This window comes from Bacillus sp. B1-WWTP-T-0.5-Post-4 (assembly GCF_009183795.1).
Taxonomy (GTDB): domain Bacteria; phylum Bacillota; class Bacilli; order Bacillales; family Bacillaceae_G; genus Bacillus_A; species Bacillus_A cereus.
The window spans coordinates 236886-258237 of record NZ_WEIJ01000003.1 but is presented as its reverse complement, the minus strand read 5'-3'; the positions used below and the strand labels follow the sequence as shown (position 1 = coordinate 258237).

The following is a 21352-nucleotide window of genomic DNA, read 5'->3' as shown; positions in this document are numbered from 1 at the left end:
ACTTATATTTTCCGATAAATGGATTGCAGAAAGGAGCGATGAAGAGTGAAGTTTGGATTTGATATCGATGATACGTTAATTGATTTAAGGCAGCATGCTTTTCATTTATATAATAAAAAATTAAACAAAAAAGTAGGATTGGATATATTTCATTCTTTAAAAACAATTGAAATTCATGAAGCATTTGGCATGAATTCGGAGGAAGGCAGTCATATGTGGAATAGTTTGCTGGATGAGATTTATTATACTTCTTGTTCACCGTTTCCATATGCAGTAGAGACATTACAAGAATTAGAAAGACAGGGACATGAAATATACTATATAACAGCTCGGCCTAAAGAGCATGGAGAGCAAACAAAAAAATGGTTAATAGAAAAAGGTTTTCCGGTACATGAAGATCGCTTTTTCTATGGAATGAAAGATGAAGAAAAAATACAATTCATACAAGAAATGAAATTAAACTATTTCTTTGATGATAAGCCAGCTGTCTTAGAAACGTTAATAGGAAAGCCAATAAAAGTGTATGCAAAAACTACTTCTTACAATCAAAATCTCAATATCCCGCGTATTACAAGTTGGACAGAGTTAGGAGATATTATAAAGAAAGAAATGTGAGGATTTAACTGGCAAATCAAATAGAGCTAAGAGTATATTGAGTGTTACAATTTTAGAGGAAAGACATAGGTGTTATGTCTTTCCTTATTTTTTAATACTATCGTTTTTATTAGTGCGATGTGCTAGGAGTACTTCTAATAGAGAGGAAATAGAAAAATGAGCAATAAGAAAAATATTTTTAAGCTAGTCTTGTATAGCAGTGTAATTTATATATCAATGATGGGTTCCCCTGGTGCCACAATATTTTTGGATATTTTGGATGAGAAGTTTAAGAATTAATAGGGTGTGTTCATAATCATGAATTTTTGGAAAACCAAAATTACAATGTTAGGTTATTTTGAATCAGTAGTGGATGATATGCAAAATTGCATATCACAAAATAAACATCGTAATTTTTGGATTCTTGGTATAAAATACATTACTTAAACTATATATTAGAATGGAGAAAGTGAATTGGAATTATTAAGAAACAGTAAGGTTGGTACAAAACTAAACATATTAATAACTATATCAAGTATTGCATGTATAGTATTATCCCTAATAGGGTTTTGGGGATTAGAAAGAGGGAAAAGTACTTCCTCTAATATGTATGAGGATAATTTACTACCAATTGAGTGGATTGGTATTGTAGAATCTAATTTTTATCATGTTAATATGAACTTTATGGAAATTATGGTATCAAAAGATGAAAAAAGAATGAATGAATTAATAAGAGAAATGGACGGAATTCGTCAGGAAAATGATCATCTTTTAAAGCAGTTTGAGGCTAAAGTTATTTCTACTAAAGAAAAAGAATTATATAACACGTTTTATGAAACATTTAATGAATTAAGAACTCAAATGAAGAAAGCGCAAGAATTAGGGAAATCTAATAATGAGGAAGCATATGCATATTACCTAAAAGAGATTGAACCTAATATGCAAAAATCAATAAAATCAATTCGTGAATTGATTTTATATAATAGTAATAATGCAGAGCTTTTACAGAAGGAAAATAATAATAGTGCTCAAAATACAATGATAATGTTTGTTAGTATTTCGCTTTTAGCAATTTTGATAATTATATTAATTGGATATATTATTAAATTAACTATCCGAAAACCACTTGTGTTACTACAAAATGATATGGAAAAAGTAGCAGCTGGAGATTTAACAACACGTACTCCTTATAAAGCAAATAATGAATTAGGGCATATTGTTCAGTCTTTTAATAGTATGTTAGATAACCTTCAACAATTAATTGCGAATGTTAAGATGACAACACAAGAGGTTATTTCTACTACGGAGGGCGTATTACAAGATACAAATCGAGCGTCTAGTATTTCAAATGAGGTTGTACAGACTGTTTTAGAAGTAAAAACAAAAATAGAAGGACAGGTAACTAGTATTCAGGAGAGCTCATCCTCAATGGAAGAAATTACAACAGGGGTGCAAACTGTAGCTGAATCTTCAGCAGTAGTCGCTGAGGTAGCAGTAACAACTACAGAACGAATAAATATCGGTAGTGAAGTGATAAATCACTCTATTCTTCAAATGAATAGTGTGCATGATGTTGTCGAGGAAACATCAAAAGTAATAAATAAACTTGTTACACGTACACAACAGATTGATACAGCTCTCGCTGCAATTACTAATATTGCCGAACAAACGAATCTTCTTGCCTTAAATGCCGCTATTGAAGCGGCACGTGCTGGAGAGAATGGGAAAGGATTTGCAGTGGTTGCCGCAGAAGTTCGAGACTTGGCTGAGCAATCTAAAGAATCTGCAAAAGAAGTTAATCATTTAATAAAATCCATTCAAAAAGATACCCAAGATACAGTTAATGTCATGCAAAAAGGACAACAAAAGGCAGTAGAAGGAAAAGAAGCTGCTTACAAAGCGAATCAAACCTTCTTGTCTATTATGAGAGATATTGATAAGATTACAAGTCAAATTCAAGAAGTATCCGCAGCGACAGAAGAGATGTCTGCTGGTACAGAAGAAGTAAATGCTTCTCTTTCGCTAGTTTCTGAAACTGCAACGGATGTGAAAAAGGAGACGCTTCAAACAGTAAATTCAATTCAATCACAGGCCGTATCAATTGAACAAATATCAATCCAATCCAACAAAATGAAAGAAAAGGTGGAAGAATTAACGGAACTGGTTTCAAAATTTAATATTACAGAACAAAAAGGATGAGTAAATCATAAAAGTTTACGTATGGCTATCAGCCTAAAAATAATTGATTTTTCGCGATTAAAAAGATTTTAGTAATTAATTCAATCACAAGTATAAAAACATGAAGACTTAAGGGTCTTCGTGTTTTTTTATTGAATAATGTATGAAAAAAATATTGATCATTATACGATATTTTGGAAGTTACCACAAAATATTCATATATGCAAAATTACATACATTAAATGATTGATAATCATGAATTAATGTAACTATAATAATTACACTGATAAATAACTTACTGGCCATAATTATAAGTGAGGAAGGAGGAATTTGTTTTATTGTATTTTGTATATAAAAAAATAGAAAAGGAGATATGCAAATGAAAAGATTACTTGTTATAGGCATCATGTATACAATGTTTTTCCTCATAGGAAATATACATTTACATGCTGATGAACGAACAAATGTAAAAGAAATTACTAGTTTAGAAGAGCCTACTTGGATATTTCAGGCGGGCATAAGTAAGGGTAAATATCACGATCGACAAGATTTAGGATTTATTTTGCAGAGAAATACACCATTAAAGGTAAGACAAACGAATCCTAATTTTAAAGACAAATTAACATTACGTTTATTGTCTAATGACTCTAAAAATGAAAAATCCATACAAGTAGGAAATGAATGGATTACCATTCAAGGTGATACGCCTTTAGTTCCTTTTATAGATACTCCGTATGGTGAAGAGCACGCTGTACTTGAGTACCAAGTAGGGAATGAAAGTGCTACTAAACCTCTTCCCATTTATAAACAACAAGGAAGTGTATCTCAATTTTTTAGCACATGGGATCAATTTGATGGAGAGTATGCATTAATTCAAGGGAAGAGTTTTCAATTATTTGTACCTAAAAAAGATAAAGAGTTAGTAAGATCTTTAAAAGATTTTCAATCGTTAGATGAGTTAATTGCGTATTATGAAGATATTTTTGCGATGTATGATTCAATTATTGGTTTAGATGGCTCAACTGTTGAAAATAGAAAAAGTCAAAATCGTTATTTCTTAAAAGCAGATATATCCGGTGCTGGCGGTGCCTATTATGGCACAAATTGGACAGCGAATAGTTCAGATAGTACAAAAATGTGGTTAGATAAACTGAGTTGGGGAACTTTACATGAAATCGCTCACGGATACCAAGCTGGTTTTGATAATCAAGGAATATTTACAGGAGAAGTTTCTAATAATCTATTCGGTGTTCAATATCAATATAGCAAATATGGAAAAAAAGCAGATCAAGTTGGTTGGTTGTTTAATTTCGGGAAAAAGGAACAGGTAGAACGGAATTTATATAATGCTTTAATGAAAGAAAATAAAACTTATGATGATTTAGATTTACGACAAAAACTTATTCTTTTAACGATGGCGAAACAAAAAGCTGGCGATGAAGCTTTTGCAAAAATGTATCAAGGTTATCGAAAACTAGCTAGCAATGCTGCTTTCAAAAAAGGTGACCATTCTTTACCAGATTTAATGAATCAGTATTATAGTGAGAATGGACAAGTTGATTTTACACCTGTTTTTGAAAGATGGGGCTTTAAGCTTAATCATAAACAAATAGAGATGAATAGGGCGAAAGGTTTTCCGGCTGTTACTTCTTTAGCTTTTATAGTGCCTGAATCACAATTAGCGAAAGCAAGAGCTATAGTTGATCCGGATATTCCGATAAACTCCAATTTCGAAATAGTTACGAATCAGCAAATTGCTCCACTTGGACTAAAAGGGAATTTGCATATCCATTTAAAAACAAATGAAATAGATACATTGAAAGGAGGAAAAATTAAATTAAAAGAAGGGAATACAGTTGTTCAAGAGAAAACAATTGAAACAACAGATATCAATTTACAAGACGTACCAAATGGAGTTTATACAGTTGAGATTTCAGGTGGGAAAACGGATAGTATGTACCATTTTAGTTCGTATTATGCCTATGTAAAAGAAAAAGATAATAGTCTAACGATTGATGTTAACGAGATGAAAGTGAGTAAGTTGGTAAATCAAACGATTCAATTCCTAGGATTAGGAGATGAACAGTTTGCCGAATTAAATACAGACTTAGAGCAAAAGCAAGCTGTTTTTACAGTTACTACTAAAACTCCTCATAGCTATTATACAGATGAAAAATACGCATCAATAGAGGTGTTTAATGATAAGGGAGAAAAAATTTATACGAAGGAAATGGAAGGAACAAATGTAACGATAGTAAACGATAGCATTTCACTAAAAGAAGGATATAGAATTAAAATCTATCATGATGAAATAAAAAAACGATTAACTAGTAAAGCTACTATTATTAATCCCATGAATAAAACGAATGAATTTATAATGACAAAATGGGGATTGAAAAATACTTATTTGAAAAATAATCCAGAAGAAAATCTTATGCAAAGAATTGATGAAGAAATGGAAGAAATTATAGGTAATCCAGTTTTAAAAGAGATACCAATGCAAAAATTAGAAATGAAAAAGAATGTGTGGATGGCTATAAATATGTTATCAGAACCACAAAAAATAACGTATATAAATAAATATAAAGATAGCTTATATAATGAGTAATTTTTGAGAAATGAAATGAATCTAAAAGTAAAGACGCAATCTATCTATATTATGAGGAATCACAATTCATAAACAGTAGATAAACATAGATAGTTTGAAATATCTATGTTTCCAATTCTGAAAAACATTTATTTAACTTAATAATAAGATTGTAAAGGAGTAAGAATATGAAGAATTTCGTAAAGGTAGGTTTAACTACAGGAGTGGTGTTATCGGCGATTATGCCCTATGGAGGAGTACATGCGGCAACAGAAGATTTAAAAGTGGAAACAAAGGAGGATACGTTCCGAACAGGTAATTTAACAGCACCTTCTCAAAAATCAGCAGAAAATGTAGCAAAGGATGCACTAAAAGGAAAAACAGAACAAGCATTATCATCAAAGCAAGTTAATACGGAATCCAAAGTTAATTATAATGTTACGCAAAGTCGTAAATCTTATGATGGTACTACATTGGTACGTCTTCAACAAACGTATGAAGGACGTGATGTATACGGATATCAACTAACAGCACATATTAATGATGATGGTGTACTTACGAGCGTTTCGGGGGATAGTGCCCAAGATCTACAACAACAGGAAGATTTGAAACAACCTATTACTTTATCAGAAGAGGATGCAAAGAAACAGCTTTTTAACATCTATGGAAATGATCTTACATTTATTGAAGAACCAGAAATTAAACAAGTGGTATATGTAGATGAAAATACAAATAAAGCTACAAACGCATATCAAATTACTTTTAGTGCATCTACACCTGAATATGTATCTGGTACAGTATTAATTGATGCTTTTGGTGGTAATCTATTAAAAGAACTCGTTCAAAAATTGGGTATACAAGTAGATAGTAGTATTGTCCAATCTGCGACAGCAAATAAATCACAAGATCCTTCAAAATTAACAGGTACAGGAAAAGATGACTTAGGTATTAATCGTACGTTTGGAATTACGCAGCGAAGTGATGGAACGTACATGCTTGCAGATTATTCTCGTGGTAAGGGAATTGAAACATATACTGCTAATTATAAAGATTATAATAATTATAGAAGAAATGTATGGGGGTATCTCGATGATTTAGTAACAAGTAATTCTACAAATTTTACTGATCCTAAAGCAGTTAGTGCCCATTATTTAGCAACGAAAGTATATGATTTTTATCAAGAAAAATATGGCCGTAACAGCTTTGATAATAATGGGCAAAAAGTAATTTCTGTCGTTCATGGTTGGAACACAAATGGTACGAATAAAGGAAATCCTAAGCAGTGGTTTAATGCATTTAGTAATGGAGCTATGTTAGTATACGGAGATCCAATTGTTAGAGCATTTGATGTGGCAGGACATGAATTTACACACGCGGTTACAAGAAATGAGTCTGGACTTGAGTACGCAGGAGAAGCGGGGGCAATTAATGAAGCGTTATCTGATATTTTAGGAGTAGCAGTTGAAAAGTATGCCAATAACGGAAAGTTCAATTGGACAATGGGAGAACAATCAGGTCGTATTTTTAGAGATATGAAAAACCCATCATCCATCTCTTCTAGATATCCAGAGGATTATAGGTATTATAATAACTTACCTATTGATGCTGACCACGATCATGGTGGTGTACACACGAACTCTAGCATTATTAATAAAGTAGCTTACTTGATTGCTAGTGGTGGAAACCATAATGGAGTAAACGTACATGGCATTGGAGAAGATAAAATGTTTGATATTTTCTATTATGCAAATACGGATGAATTAAATATGACTTCTAACTTTAAAGAATTAAAAGAAGCTTGTATTCATGTAGCAACGAACTTATATGGTAAAGACTCATTAGAAGTACAAGCTGTCCAACAAGCCTTTAAAGCAGCTTATATTTAATATTATTGTGATGAATTATAAACCCTTTTATTTTAATATAGTGATTAATTTGTGTGTATAGGCAAAAACCTTGTAGAATTTTTCTGCAAGGTTTTTTTAGAATTTTATTTTACAAATGTGTTATATGGTTTTTAGTTAATTAGGATAAAAATAATCCTATAACTGTATGTAAGAATGTGTGATTTTACAACCTTTTCTATGATAAAAAAAGATACTACTTTAGCAAATATAAAGAGTTAGAAATTATAGTTTATAGGGCACTTTTTTGTTCCTATGGAACTTTAAAGTGCGTAATTTTCTTTATCGTTAATATATATCATAATGGTATTTATTAGTTGGTTTTAGCTTTACTCTGCTGTTGATGTGATTTTTTAACATGACAATGATTAGAATCAGAATTATCGAGTAGATCTAAATGATGATAATTTCGATTTTTAATTCAGTACAGAGTGCAATAGCTACATAATTTTCGTTTATACTCTTTCGAAAAAAGGGTGGATCTGCTTATTTTCTGTTAAAGATAAGAGAAGTGAACCACAATATAAACGTAATTATTTATTCCAACGTAAGTCAATCATGTAGCACATGAATTTGGAGGGATTTACATGCATATGCAATTAAAAGGAAAAACAGCACTGGTTACTGGATCTACGGCAGGGATTGGAAAAGCAATTGCCACTTCATTAGTAGAGGAAGGAGCTACTGTACTTATTAATGGACGCCGTGAAGAAAATGTTAATCAAACGATAAAAGAAATTCGAGCGCAGTATCCTGATGCTATCCTTCAACCTGTAGTAGCTGATTTAGGAACAGAACAAGGGTGCCAAAATGTGATTGAAAAGTACCCTGAAGTAGACATTCTTATTAATAACTTAGGAATTTTTGAACCTGTAGAATATTTTGATATCCCTGATGAAGATTGGTTTAAATTGTTTGAAGTCAATATTATGAGTGGTGTTCGACTTACTCGCTCATATTTGAAAAAAATGATTGAAAGAAAAGAAGGAAGAGTCATCTTTATTGCTAGCGAAGCAGCTATTATGCCATCTCAAGAAATGGCTCACTATAGTGCGACTAAAACGATGCAACTTTCACTTTCTCGCAGTTTAGCTGAGCTGACGACAGGAACGAATGTGACTGTTAATACTATAATGCCTGGTTCGACTTTAACGGAAGGAGTGGAGACTATGTTAAATAGTCTTTATCCTAATGAGCAATTGACAATAGAAGAAGCTGAGAAGCGATTTATGAAAGAGAATCGACCAACCTCTATTATTCAAAGACTTATTCGACCAGAAGAAATTGCCAATCTTGTCACTTTCTTAAGCAGCCCACTTTCTTCAGCAATTAATGGTTCCGCGTTGCGAATAGACGGGGGATTAGTACGTAGTGTGTTTTAAAAAATTAAAAACAACATAATATTCTGTTGAAGGTAAAGATGGTAAGGCAAATGAGTTGTATTTTATCTATTAATGGAAATATATAAAAAGCAAATTGCGACATGCAAACAGCCGAATTTTCTACTATAAGAAAAATTCGGCTGTTCTTTTTTTACTTGTTGTAAAGGTTGGAAAGCTTTTAGCGTTGTGGCATCTCTCATGTTAAATTGGTAATCAAGAAAAAGGTATGCTCCATTTGAAGCATACCTTTTTCGTTTGCAATTTTATTTATTTGTATCTCGCTCGTCTTGATTATCAAATTTCTCTAAAACCTTTAATAAAATAGTTAAGATAATTGTGGATACGATTGCTATAATTAAAATGCCATGAGGTGATAGTTGAACCGAAGTTAATCCAACTTTAGCTATGCCAAAATATCCTACATAAATAGCTAAGAATGATGTAACCACTGAAATCGTAAATCCTAAAAATCCTAATTCATCTAATTTCTTTTCAGGTAATCCACAAACACTTAAAATCTTAGTAAAAATAGCAGCTACTATGAATAACTCAATGGACAGAATAAATAATGACATGACTCCAGAATATACAATTTCATCTGGCATCCATTTCCCTAATGCTAGCATTAGAAGAGCAGGAAGGAAGAGTGGTAAAAATAGTCCTAAAATCATGACTACGATTTCCATTTTATTTGGTGCTTCATTATTATTTTGATTGCTCATAAATCCTCCTAAATAGTAATATGAATGATAGTCTCATGAAGAGTTCAATATATACTATCACATTAAATTAATGAATTTAATATTATTTTTTATTCAGAAAATGGGGTACGATTGAGGTCCTTAGAATAGGGTTATTTTCGTATTTTAACTGTAAGAAATTATATAGTTGGATTCAGCTGGGGTTTTCAAGGATTACATAGTTCAACAGTAAATTTTAGATATGTAGGTACTTATGGAAGAGGGACAGCAATTTGGAGTTTTTATAATTCAGATATATCAATAATCTTTCCGTTAGATATGTATCTAGCATATATGTAGAGGGAATTAAAAACTATAATAAATAAAGTTGCATAAATTGACCTTTATGCAACTTTATTGTTCTTCCTACAATCACTGGCATCATGAAATTTGATAAATGATGTTAGCAATAAAGGAATCTTATTTATTCTGTTACTTTCTAGCAACGAGCAATCATTATTTTTATCGGACTATAATTACCAAACGTTTTTCAACACTATTTTTCCTATTGCTTTATTGGATTCCAAATAATCATGTGCTTGTGCGACTTCATCAAACGTAAAAGATTTAGAATCTAGCAATGGACGAAGTTTTCCTTCTTCTACAATTTGCGTTATTTTCGTTAAGATTTCTCCGCAATCATTACGCTTATCTGTATGTAATATTTTTAACGCCATAAAAGTAACGTGTAGCGAGAGTCCTTTTGCGTGTAAAGGAGAGAGGTCATGGGTTGAACGAGCTGCAATTGTTACGACGGTTCCATTGACTGCAGCAGCTTCAAAAGAATTATCGAGATTCTTGCCACCTACTGTATCAAATATAACTTCAAATCCGTTTCCGTTCGTATGTTTTTGTACATATTCTTGAACAGATTCTTCTTTATAATTAATAGCTATGTCGGCTCCTAGACGATGGGCGATGTCTATTTTGCTTTGCTGAGAAGCGGTTGTAAAAACTTTAGCGCCTGCCCATTTAGCTAGTTGAATGGCTACGTGTCCTACGCCACCAGTAGCTCCATGAATGAGAATATTTTGACCAGGTTTAATATTTGCACGATCAAATAAAGATTCCCAAGCTGTAATTGCAACTAATGGTAGAGCAGCTGCTGCTTCCATTGTTAAATTTTTAGGTTTGTGAGCAATTAATCGTGCATCAGCAAGCATAAATTCTGCAAGTGCACCTCCAGTTTCTTTAAAACCTCCGGCACATCCGTATACTTCATCCCCACATTTAAATTTCGAAACACCTTCTCCTACTTCAATAACAATACCAGCTACATCGCCGTGTAGTATAGCTGGAAACTCAGGAGCGACTGCTGAAACGGCACCACTACGCATTTTTGTATCGATTGGATTTACACTTGTTGCTTTTACATCGATTAGAACATGACCTGGTAAAAGTTTTGGTTTTGAAACTTCTTCTAATTGAAATACAGATGAACCCCCAAAAGAATGGATAATTTGTGCTTTCATAGTTTATACCTCCTGTTTGTGGTTATAGCATAGCAAAGTACGAAAAATAAGTATAATATTTTGAATTTGGTTAGTAACAATTTTATATAAAGAAAGGGAAAGTACGTGAAATAATGAAACGTATTTGCAAAAGCAACAGTACAGCTTTTTGAAGAAAGGATAGATGTTATTTTTGCAGCACGATTTATTCATTATGTTTATTACTACTCACTTAGTATAGGTACTTTAAAGTGCCTACATCACTTTAAAGTACGTACTGTTATTCATGTTATGGCCGATTTATAATAACACTCGTAGCACAAAGAAAGTTATAACGATTACAATCGGCAACAATGTGGTGTTGCAGTGTTGCTTATAAATTTTGAGAAGAAATATGAAAAGTATAGATTTATATGAATGAGGGAAAGTGAGTGAAACACATGGAAAAGTTTGCGAACCATTTTGGATATAATCGTATGTTTGCGAAAGATCAACTTACGTTAGGAGTTCACATTCCGATTGAAAATTATCAGTTTCATGCTCCAACGATGGAAAAACAAGTAGAGTTAGTACAAAAAGCGGAACAATACGGTTTTACAGGTGTATGGCTTCGCGATGTATTGCTGCAAGACCCTGATTTTGGTGATCCTGCAACAGGTCAAATTTACGATATGATGATTTATTTGACGTATTTAGCAAGCAAGACAGAGAAAATCGCATTTGGAACGTCGGCAACAGTGTTGTCACTTCGTCATCCATTGCGTGTAGCAAAAGAAATTGCTACATTAGACCAACTATTTCCAGAAAGAATTATGCTTGGCGTTTCATCCGGTGACAGACGTGCCGATTTTAAAGCGTTAGGTGTTAGTCATGAAACACGAGGTGAAAAGTTTAGAGAAGCATTTGCTTACTTGGAAGAAATTTTGTATAAAAACTTCCCGTCTATCCAGTCGACACTAGGAGAAGTGCATGGTGCGAATTTAGTTCCAAAACCGTCTAAACGTGTTCCAACCTTTATTACAGGTTTTAGTCAGCAAAATATGGAATGGTTTGCTGAACATGGAGATGGATGGATGTATTATCCACGTAGTCCGGTGCATCAGGCGGGAGCAATTGGACAATGGAGAGAACTAGTAGAGGATTATCATCCAGATGTATTCAAACCATTTATACAACCGATGCATTTAGATTTATCTGAAGATCCAAATGAACGTCCTACACCGATACGTTTAGGTTACCGTACAGGGCGTAAGGCACTAATTGAATTACTTGATATATATAAAAGTATTGGTGTGAATCATTTATTCCTTGCTCTATTTGATGGTCAACGTCCAGCTGACGAAGTATTGGATGAGCTAGGAGAAGAAGTGCTGCCGCATTTCCCAGCCTTGTAAAGGAGTGAAAAGAATGAAAGCAATAGGACTTATGCAATATGGAGATAAAAGCGTACTACAAGAGATTGAAATGCAGACACCGCTATTGGGAGACAACGATGTACTGATTGAAGTATATGCAGCTGGTGTAAATCCTGTGGATTGGAAAATACGTGAGGGTTTACTTCAAGACGTAATTTCTTATGACTTCCCGCTCGTTTTAGGATGGGATGTTGCAGGTGTAGTTGCTGCTATAGGAAAAAACGTAACAGTATGTAAAGTGGGGGATGAAGTATATAGTCGTCCAGATATTGAACGAAACGGCACGTACGCAGAGTACGTGGCTGTAGATGAAAAATATGTGGCGAAAAAACCGAGAAATCTATCTTTTGAAGAAGCGGCATCAATCCCTCTAGTAGGTTTGACAAGTTGGCAAAGCTTAGTGAAGTTCGCAAATGTTCAAAAAGGTAATAAGGTTTTAATTCATGCTGGATCTGGCGGGATTGGTACGTTTGCTATTCAGCTAGCGAAAAGTTTCGGTGCACATGTTGCAACTACGACTAGTACGAAAAACATGCAATTTGTAAAGGATCTAGGCGCTGATACTGTCGTCGATTACAAAACGGAAGACTTTTCTTTGCTTTTGCATAATTACAATATTGTATTTGATGTGTTAGGTGGGGATGTACTAAAGAATAGTTATAAAGTACTTGCACCAAATGGAAAGTTAGCGTCTATTTATGGTCCGAAAGGTATGGAAATTCCGCAAACCGAGATATCAAGAGAGAAAAATATTGAGAGTGACCATATATTTACTGAACCTAACGGATATGAACTTTCTCTTATTACAGAATTAATTGAGAGCGGGAAGATTAAACCTGTTGTCACGCATGTGTTGCCTTTACATGTAGAAGGTGTAAAAAAAGCACACCACATAAGTGAGTCAGAGCGTGCTCTTGGGAAAATTGTATTGAAGAAACATTGGTAAAGTATGAGGTTTTAGAGACAGTATTGTGCTAAGTAGCGAATGAACTTATATATTCTATTCTAGCAATTGTTTTAAAAGGGAGAGAACAAATGGATTCAATGACATTTCTTTTACCCCGCATTAACAGGCAGTAAGACCCCCACCCAAAAATTCAGCGATATCATAGAAGTTAGGTGGGGGCAACTGCCTGTAAAAGCCCGATTGGTTTAACTAATAATCAGTGGGGATGAACAAAATCCCCACTGATTAAAGTTTCACTTTATCCGGAGCGACAGGGCATTTAGCGAAACGCAAAATTTATCCTGCTTTATATGACCTATTTAGTAATCAAAATATAGCACAATCTCTTTCGATTATCGGTATTGGCAGAAGGCTAATGTCAGATATGGAATTTCAAACAAAGGTAGAACAATCCCTTGCTACATTTTCTAGAATATCTACTGATGACGAATCAGGAGTAGAAGAATTTATTAGTACATTTCGTTATTGTCAATTAAATACAGCGAATATAGAGGAATATCAAGATTTGTTGCGTCTTGTAAAGATGCGTGAAACAGAATTAAACATTTCTGAAAACCGCATGTTTTACCTATCTGTTATACCAGAAGTATTTGATGTCATTGCTTTAAATATTAAGGAAAGTGGATTGTGGGCTACAAAAGGATTGAACCGCCTTATTATAGAGAAGCCTTTTGGTTATCATGTAACGTCTGCTCGTGAGTTTAATGAAAAAATGATTGAAGATTTTGATGAAACTGATATTTATTATATCGATCATTATCTTTGAAAATGAATGGTAACTCAGGATAAACTTAGAAAAGTATTACGAAATAAATAGTATGTAATGCAAGACATTTTTATTGACGATAATAATTTATATGGTTAATATACTAGACATAAGATTATTTAATTACTAAAAGTAATCGGATATACATTTGTTTGTTAAGTTCGATAAATAAGTAATCTGTGGTAGAAATGCTTTGAATTGCCACTATTAATATTGGGGACAATTAGAAAGCGAAAGGTATAAAAGGAATTGGCATTTGATAACTCTTTGTTTTTTTATAAAACAGGGGCTTCTGTACAATTCATTTTTAAAATATTGACAAGGATTATACAACAAGAGGGGGACTGAAATTGGAATCAATGACCTTTGTTTTATTTGGAGCGACAGGGGACTTAGCGAAACGCAAAATTTACCCTGCACTATATAACTTATATAGAGATCAAAAGCTTCCAAAGCAAATATCCGTTATCGGACTTGGGAGACGTGAAGTATCTCATGTAGATTTTCAAGAAAGAATAAAAGAATCAATAGAGACGTTTTCCCGTCATAGAGAAGAAGGTACTCCAGAACTCGAAGGTTTTTTAGATAATTTTCGCTATTGTCCATTAGATGTGAGTAAGCCGGAAGACTATGAGAGATTATTACAAGTCGTTCGCGAAAGGGAAGAAGAACTACATATAAAAGGTAATAGAATGTTTTATCTTTCCGTTGCTCCTGAATTTTTCGAGACAATTGCTTTAAATATTAAGGAAAGCGGACTTGATAAAACGGATGGATGGAAACGTCTAATGATTGAGAAACCGTTTGGGCACGACCTTACATCTGCTCGTGAGCTGAATGATAAACTTAGTCATACGTTTGAAGAAGACGAGATATACCGTATTGATCATTATTTAGGTAAACCGATGATTCAAAACCTTGAAGCACTAGAATTTGCAAATCCTGTTCTCCAGTCGATTTGGAATAAAGAACATATAGCGAATGTGCAAATTACAGCTAGTGAAACAGTTGGGGTTGAAGAAAGAGCAGGGTATTATGATCAGGCAGGAGCCATTCGAGATATGGTTCAAAATCATATGTTACAAATATTAATGATGACTGCTATGAATCTGCCGGAAAAGGTTAATGCATGTGAAATTCGAGAGGAAAAGCGAAAGGTAATGGAGACGCTTCGTAAAGTGAAAAAAGAAGACGTTCAAAACCATATCGTTCGCGGTCAATACGTTTCAGGAGAAATAAAAGGCGGACAAGTTGTAGCGTATAAAGAGGAGCCAGGAGTAAATCCTTCTTCTAACATAGACACATTTGTTGCTGCTCGCCTGTGGATCGATAATCCATTTTGGACTGGCGTTCCATTTTATATACGAACAGGAAAACGAATGAAAGAAAAGTCTACTCGTATTGTAATCGAATTTAAAAATACGTTAAAACAGCAATATCAAGATAGTAATCCAAATGCAGCACCTAACTTATTAATAATTGAAATTAGTCCAGGTGAGAACGTTTCATTACAGTTAAATAGTAAAAATCCATTGAAAAATGGAGAAATTGAACCGATGCGTATTAACTTTACTTGTGAGCAAGCGGATGTGGGAGTACCTGAAGCGTATGAAAGACTCATTCATGATGCGGTGAGTGGAGACGCTACATTCTTTGCACATTGGAGAGAAGTTGAATTGTCATGGGAATGGGTACAACCAATTCTTGAAGCATTCGAGGAGAACTTATTACCACTTCATGAATATGAGTCTGGTTCATATGGTCCGGATGCGTCTAATGAATTATTGCAAGAAAGTGGATTTAAATGGTGGTTAGATCAAGAGACGGAAAAATAAGTACTTTCTTTCATGAAAGCATGTAGGGGGACGATTACTATGACACAAAACATAAATCAATTAGCAGTGAATACAATTCGTACATTATCAATTGATGCTATTAATGCGGCAAATTCAGGTCATCCAGGTCTTCCGATGGGAGCAGCACCGATGGCTTATGCATTATGGGCGAATCATTTAAGTCACAATCCTAATCATCCGAAATGGTTTAACCGTGATCGATTCGTTTTATCAGCGGGACACGGATCGAGCCTACTGTATAGCTTACTTCATTTAGCTGGATATGACGTTTCAATTGATGACTTGAAAAGCTTTAGAAAGTTAAACAGTAAAACACCAGGACATCCGGAGTTTGGTCACACTTCTGGAGTTGAAGCGACGACAGGACCGTTAGGACAAGGGATTGCGAATGCTGTCGGAATGGCAATGGCAGAAGCTCATTTGGCAGCGAAGTTCAATAAGGATGGTCACTCTATTATAGATCATAATACGTACGCTTTAGTTGGAGACGGTGACTTAATGGAGGGTGTCGCTTATGAAGCGATGTCAATGGCAGGACATATGAAACTTGGCAAGTTAATTGTACTGTATGATTCAAATGAAATTTCACTTGATGGTGAATTAAACATTGCTTTTTCTGAAGATATTCAGAAAAGAGTAGAATCTGCACATTGGCAATATGTAAGAGTTGAGGATGGAAACGATGTTGATACGATTACAAAAGCGATTCAATTAGCGAAAGACAATACGGATCAACCTACTCTTATAGAAATTAGAACCATTATAGGTTATGGAAGTCCAAAAGTTGCTGGAACGAACAAAGCACATGGTAATCCGCTTGGGGTAGAAGAAGCGACAGCGACAAAACAAGTGTATGGTTGGCATTATGAGGAAGACTTCTTTGTACCTCAAGAAGTAAAAGCTCATTTTAATGAACTGAAACAAAAAGGTATTGAAAAAGAAAATGACTGGAATGAGCAGTTCAACTCATACAGAGAAGCGAATCCTACACTGGCAGATGAATTAGAAAAAGCGATTACAGGTGAGGTTTTAATTGAAGCGAAAGACATTCTATCCTTTGATACTGAAAAAACGATTTCTACTCGTGTTGCAAGTGGGGAAGCTATTAATCATTATGTGGAATCGATTCCTTCTATTTTCGGTGGAAGTGCAGATCTTTCTCATTCTACGATGACAGATATAAAAGGTGAAGCAGTATATGCAGTAGAATCGTATGCTGGCCGCAATATATACTTCGGTGTACGTGAACATGCAATGGGCGCGGCAGCGAATGGATTGGCGCTTCATGGAGGAGTAAAACCTTTCGTAAGTACATTCTTTGTATTTAATGATTATCTTCGTCCATCGATTCGACTGGCTGCACTGCAAAAGTTACCTGTTACTTACGTATTTACACATGATTCGATTGCTGTAGGAGAAGATGGTCCAACGCATGAACCAATTGAACAATTGGCAGCGCTTCGAGCAATTCCTGGTCTAACAGTTATCCGTCCGTCAGATGCAAATGAAACAGCAAGTGCTTGGGCGTATGCTTTACAGCAAACGGATGGTCCAGTCGTTTTAGTACTGAGTCGTCAAAATTTACCGGTGTTTAATGAAACGAAAGCGAACATAGAGAATCTCTCTAAAGGAGCTTACGTATTAACACAAACAAATGAAAATCCGGATGTAATTTTAATTGCGACAGGTTCTGAAGTATCTTTAGCTGCTAGTGCGAAAGCAAAATTAGAAGAAGATCAAGTTTCTGTTCGCATCGTTGCAATGCCGAGCTGGGAGTTATTCGATCGCCAATCGAACGAATATAAAGAATCCGTTCTTCCGTCTTCTATAACGAAACGAGTATCTCTTGAAATGGGTGTATCTCTCGGGTGGGAGCGTTATGTAGGACAAGAAGGAAAAGTACTATCAATTGAAACATTTGGAGCTTCAGGAACTGGAGCTGAAGTCATGAATCTATTTGGATTTACGACAGAAAATGTTGTTCAAATTACAAAAAATGTGTTGAATTCTTAAGCTATGACTGTGAATACCTTTCTGTACATACTAACATTTCAGTGCTGAAAGGTATTCCAGATTGTAGCGATATGAATTTTTAATAAAAGATAATTTGAGGAGGAATTATATTATGCAAGTAGGATTAATTGGGTTAGGTAAAATGGGATTAAATTTAGGGAAAAATTTAATGGATCATAAACATGAAGTAGCAGCATTTGATTTAAATGCAAGTGCAGTGGAAGAAATGAAAGAGTACGGGGCAACAGGTACATCTAGTTTAAGTGAACTTGTTCAGTCATTACAATCACCAAGAATTCTTTGGGTAATGGTACCACACGCTGTTGTTGATTCTGTTATTGATGAGGTTACACCACTTTTATCAAAAGGAGATATTTTAATTGAAGCGGGTAATTCACATTATAAAGAGTCAATTCGCCGATATGAGCAATTAAAGAAAGATGGCATTCACTTTATGGATGCAGGAACTTCTGGCGGAATGGAAGGCGCTCGTAATGGTGCTTGTTACATGATCGGAGGAGATCAAGAAGCTTGGGACATCGTTGAACCTATCTTCCGCGATACTGCTGTAGAAAATGGATTTTTATATGCTGGAAAAGCTGGTAGTGGTCACTTCTTAAAAATGGTTCATAACGGAATTGAATACGGTATGATGGCTGCTATTGGTGAAGGATTTGAGATTCTAGAGAAAAGTGAATTTGACTACGATTATGAAAAAGTATCAAGAGTATGGAACAACGGTTCAGTCATTCGTTCTTGGTTAATGGAATTAACAGAAAATGCATTTTCTAAAGATGCAAAACTGGATGAAATTAAGGGTGTTATGCATTCTTCTGGTGAAGGAAAATGGACAGTAGAAACAGCATTAGACCTTCAAACAGCAACTCCTGTTATCGCAATGTCTCTATTAATGCGCTACCGCTCATTAGACAATGATACATTTACAGGAAAAGTAGTAGCAGCTCTGCGCAATGAATTTGGCGGACATGCAGTAGAAAAGAAATAAATATTTTAAAATTATAACTCATTAACATTTAAAAATTGGAGGGAATGAATCATGAAATTTTTTATTGATACTGCAAATCTTGAGGACATAAAAAAAGCATATAAACTTGGAGTTTTAGCTGGTGTTACAACGAATCCTTCTTTAGTAGCAAAAGAGGGCATTAAATTTGAAGACCGTATTGCAGAAATTTGTCAGGCAGTGCCGAAAGTTGAATCTGTTTCGGCAGAAGTAACGCCAGATGCTGTGACGGCTGAAGAAATGATTGCTCAAGCAGAAGAATTAATTAAAATTAACGGTGGCGATAAAAACGTCACGATAAAACTTCCAATGACGCTAGCAGGATTAGAAGCTTGTCGCTATCTTACTGAAAAAGGTGTGAAAACGAACGTTACCCTTATTTTCACTGTGAACCAAGCACTTTTAGCAGCTCGAGCAGGTGCAACGTATGTTTCTCCATTTTTAGGACGTTTAGATGATATTTCTGAAGATGGCGTATTATTAGTTGCTAAAATTGCTGAATTATTCGATGTTCACCAATTAGATACACAAATTATTGCGGCTTCTGTTAGACATCCAGATCATGTAACTCGTGTAGCGATGGCAGGTGCTCACATTGCAACAATCCCTTATAAAGTAATCGAGCAACTTGCTATGCACCCATTAACAGATCAAGGTATTGAGAAGTTTGCTGCGGATTGGGCGAAAGCTCCTAAATTATAATGTATAAAAGTGAAGGGGCTTGCTGAAAATTGCTTTTCATGAGAGGACAAATTCTAAGTAACTTCATCGTTTAAACTGGATCCCGAGTTTGTAGTCTTACTATGTGAAAACAGCAAGAGAAGAAAGCGTCATTCACTTTTAAAAAAGGAAAATTTGCTTACGCGAAGCGTTTATCACAATGACATTATAATTATGAAAGAGAAATCCCCTTATCAGAGAGATGAGTTAAAGTATATCTCTGATAAGGGAGATTCTTTTTGTATAAATCATTATGATGTGAGGATGCTTTTAAGTGCATATCAATATGTAAAGCTATCTTTTACTCAAGTAAGAACTATATAGGTTCTTTTCATTATATAGCATTTTTGAAAGGGTTTACATAAAGGGGGATTAAGTATGAATATGTACCTTTTAATGATTACATTATTATCAATTGTAATTGTTATTTTAGGGGTTTCGTGGTGGAGATGGCATGCGTTTATTAGTTTAACGGTTGCAAGTTTGTTTTTAGCAATTATGTCTGGAATGCCAATGGATAAAATAGTGAGTGCTTATGAAACGGGAGTTGGGAGTGTTCTCGGGCATTTAGTAGGTATTTTAGTTTTAGGTACAATTTTAGGGAAAATGATGGCAGAGTCAGGTGCTGGAATGCAAGTGGCAGAGTTCTTTATTAAATCCTTTGGGATAAAAAACTTACCGTGGGCTATGTTAATTGCAGGTTTTATTATTGGAATTCCGGTGTTTTTTGAAGTAGGTATTTTAATATTGTTGCCGTTAGTAATTTCAATTCATAAAACTACGAAACAAAATATTTTATTGATAGCGTTACCAGCAATTGCTGGGCTATCTGTCGTACATGGCCTAGTTCCTCCGCATCCAGGGGCAATCGTTGCAATTGGTATTTATAAAGCGAACCTTGGGAAGGTACTATTGTATTCACTCATTATTACATTTTTTGCAGCGATTATTGCAGGTCCTATATTCGCTAAATGGATTCACAAACGTGTAATTCCTGAAAATGAGCCAGAATTGATTCGTGTAAATACAAAATCAACGAAATTACCAGGAATAGGAGTTTCATTTTTAGTCATATTGTTACCAGTTATGTTAATGGTTTTAGCTGCAGCGGCTCCTTATGTTCCACTTTCTACTACTTTGATAAAGATTATCACATTAATCGGTAGTCCTATCATTGCGTTATTGATTGCATGTTTTGCAGCGTTTTATTTTCTTGGATTTCGTCAAGGTATCGATAAAAAGGCTATTAAGAAGGTAACAGAAGATAGCTTATTACCAATCGGTTCAATTGTTGCGATTATTGGTGCCGGCGGGGGATTTAAGCAAATTCTTATCGATAGTGGTGTAGGCAATGCTATTGCTCAAATGTCTGAGCATTTAGCTCTATCTCCAATTGTATTAGCATTTATAGTAGCAGGACTAATTCGAATTGCGACAGGGTCAGCGACAGTCGCTTTAACAACAGCAGCAGGCATCGTTTCACCAATCATTGAAAATACGACAGGTGTGAATTTAGAGTTGCTCGTCATTGCAACAGGTGCAGGAGCATTAATGTTTTCACACGTAAACGATGCTGGGTTCTGGATGGTAAAAGAATACTTAGGTTTAACAGTGAAAGAAACATTTAAAACATGGACGGTATTAGAAACGTTACTTTCATTTATCGCTTTTGGAGGAGTTTTACTACTCGATATGTTTGTTTAAAATAAGGATATTTTTATATCAATTAAGAGAGACAACTTTAGCACATAACGT

General features: G+C 34.5%; 14 protein-coding genes and 1 pseudogene. 13 read left to right on the top strand and 2 right to left on the bottom strand.

What is annotated here, in order from left to right; translation table 11 throughout:
- The first annotated feature begins 45 nt into the window (after positions 1–45).
- The 5 genes from GBN91_RS12040 to GBN91_RS12020 all read left to right on the top strand — a co-directional run bounded on the left by GBN91_RS12040 (position 46) and on the right by GBN91_RS12020 (position 8645).
- Positions 46–615, top strand: a complete 570-nt coding sequence (locus GBN91_RS12040; RefSeq protein ID WP_152121557.1) for a 5' nucleotidase, NT5C type — start codon at positions 46–48, stop codon at positions 613–615.
- Positions 616–1068: 453 nt separating this feature from the next.
- The gene (locus tag GBN91_RS12035; protein ID WP_071731206.1) at positions 1069–2793 is read left to right on the top strand and encodes a methyl-accepting chemotaxis protein; all 1725 of its coding nucleotides are present in this window, start codon (positions 1069–1071) and stop codon (positions 2791–2793) included.
- A gap of 358 nt (positions 2794–3151) precedes the next feature.
- Positions 3152–5380 (top strand): putative mucin/carbohydrate-binding domain-containing protein, encoded by a 2229-nt coding sequence (locus tag GBN91_RS12030; RefSeq protein ID WP_152121556.1) that lies wholly within the window; start codon positions 3152–3154, stop codon positions 5378–5380.
- 167 nt (positions 5381–5547) lie between these two features.
- Entirely contained in the window at positions 5548–7245 is a 1698-nt protein-coding gene (locus GBN91_RS12025) for a M4 family metallopeptidase (RefSeq protein WP_152121555.1), read from the top strand.
- 605 nt (positions 7246–7850) lie between these two features.
- Entirely contained in the window at positions 7851–8645 is a 795-nt protein-coding gene (locus tag GBN91_RS12020; protein WP_048655677.1) for an SDR family NAD(P)-dependent oxidoreductase, read from the top strand.
- 263 nt (positions 8646–8908) lie between these two features.
- On the opposite strand, the gene GBN91_RS12015 is transcribed toward GBN91_RS12020, so the two are convergent.
- Both GBN91_RS12015 and GBN91_RS12010 read right to left on the bottom strand, forming a co-directional pair.
- Positions 8909–9367 carry an epimerase gene (locus tag GBN91_RS12015; protein ID WP_152121554.1) on the bottom strand — a complete coding sequence of 153 codons (459 nt, stop codon included), beginning with the start codon at positions 9365–9367 and terminating at the stop codon, positions 8909–8911.
- 494 nt (positions 9368–9861) lie between these two features.
- Positions 9862–10857: a zinc-dependent alcohol dehydrogenase family protein gene (locus GBN91_RS12010; protein ID WP_152121553.1), complete on the bottom strand. Its 996-nt coding sequence runs from the start codon at positions 10855–10857 to the stop codon at positions 9862–9864.
- Positions 10858–11276: 419 nt separating this feature from the next.
- Between GBN91_RS12010 and GBN91_RS12000 the strand changes: the two genes are divergently transcribed.
- The 8 genes and pseudogenes from GBN91_RS12000 to gntP all read left to right on the top strand — a co-directional run bounded on the left by GBN91_RS12000 (position 11277) and on the right by gntP (position 21301).
- Positions 11277–12230 carry an LLM class oxidoreductase gene (locus GBN91_RS12000; protein WP_002195683.1) on the top strand — a complete coding sequence of 318 codons (954 nt, stop codon included), beginning with the start codon at positions 11277–11279 and terminating at the stop codon, positions 12228–12230.
- A 13-nt stretch (positions 12231–12243) separates the two neighbouring features.
- Positions 12244–13197, top strand: coding sequence for an NADP-dependent oxidoreductase (locus tag GBN91_RS11995; protein WP_000643800.1), 954 nt, complete (start codon positions 12244–12246; stop codon positions 13195–13197).
- A gap of 250 nt (positions 13198–13447) precedes the next feature.
- Positions 13448–13984 (top strand): annotated as a pseudogene (locus GBN91_RS11985) (glucose-6-phosphate dehydrogenase); the annotation flags it as partial.
- A gap of 350 nt (positions 13985–14334) precedes the next feature.
- Positions 14335–15819 (top strand): glucose-6-phosphate dehydrogenase, encoded by a 1485-nt coding sequence (gene zwf / locus GBN91_RS11980; protein ID WP_152121551.1) that lies wholly within the window; start codon positions 14335–14337, stop codon positions 15817–15819.
- Positions 15820–15858: 39 nt separating this feature from the next.
- Positions 15859–17853 carry a transketolase gene (gene tkt, locus GBN91_RS11975; RefSeq protein WP_152121550.1) on the top strand — a complete coding sequence of 665 codons (1995 nt, stop codon included), beginning with the start codon at positions 15859–15861 and terminating at the stop codon, positions 17851–17853.
- 112 nt (positions 17854–17965) lie between these two features.
- A complete protein-coding gene (gene gnd / locus GBN91_RS11970; RefSeq protein ID WP_001195911.1) occupies positions 17966–18859 on the top strand; it encodes a phosphogluconate dehydrogenase (NAD(+)-dependent, decarboxylating) in 894 nt (297 codons plus the stop codon).
- Between the two features lie 51 nt (positions 18860–18910).
- Positions 18911–19579 carry a fructose-6-phosphate aldolase gene (fsa, locus tag GBN91_RS11965; RefSeq protein WP_000667681.1) on the top strand — a complete coding sequence of 223 codons (669 nt, stop codon included), beginning with the start codon at positions 18911–18913 and terminating at the stop codon, positions 19577–19579.
- A gap of 396 nt (positions 19580–19975) precedes the next feature.
- Positions 19976–21301 carry a gluconate permease GntP gene (gene gntP / locus GBN91_RS11960; RefSeq protein WP_152121549.1) on the top strand — a complete coding sequence of 442 codons (1326 nt, stop codon included), beginning with the start codon at positions 19976–19978 and terminating at the stop codon, positions 21299–21301.
- Positions 21302–21352 lie beyond the last annotated feature (51 nt).

Excerpts from the sequence above, each read along its gene's own strand:
- GBN91_RS12015 (WP_152121554.1), bottom strand. The coding sequence starts at position 9,367 with ATGAGCAATCAAAATAATAATGAAGCACCAAATAAAATGGAAATCGTA.
- gntP (WP_152121549.1), top strand. The coding sequence starts at position 19,976 with ATGAATATGTACCTTTTAATGATTACATTATTATCAATTGTAATTGTT.
- GBN91_RS11995 (WP_000643800.1), top strand. The coding sequence starts at position 12,244 with ATGAAAGCAATAGGACTTATGCAATATGGAGATAAAAGCGTACTACAA.
- tkt (WP_152121550.1), top strand. The coding sequence starts at position 15,859 with ATGACACAAAACATAAATCAATTAGCAGTGAATACAATTCGTACATTA.
- GBN91_RS12020 (WP_048655677.1), top strand. The coding sequence starts at position 7,851 with ATGCATATGCAATTAAAAGGAAAAACAGCACTGGTTACTGGATCTACG.
- gnd (WP_001195911.1), top strand. The coding sequence starts at position 17,966 with ATGCAAGTAGGATTAATTGGGTTAGGTAAAATGGGATTAAATTTAGGG.
- GBN91_RS12010 (WP_152121553.1), bottom strand. The coding sequence starts at position 10,857 with ATGAAAGCACAAATTATCCATTCTTTTGGGGGTTCATCTGTATTTCAA.
- GBN91_RS12030 (WP_152121556.1), top strand. The coding sequence starts at position 3,152 with ATGAAAAGATTACTTGTTATAGGCATCATGTATACAATGTTTTTCCTC.
- GBN91_RS12025 (WP_152121555.1), top strand. The coding sequence starts at position 5,548 with ATGAAGAATTTCGTAAAGGTAGGTTTAACTACAGGAGTGGTGTTATCG.
- GBN91_RS12000 (WP_002195683.1), top strand. The coding sequence starts at position 11,277 with ATGGAAAAGTTTGCGAACCATTTTGGATATAATCGTATGTTTGCGAAA.
- fsa (WP_000667681.1), top strand. The coding sequence starts at position 18,911 with ATGAAATTTTTTATTGATACTGCAAATCTTGAGGACATAAAAAAAGCA.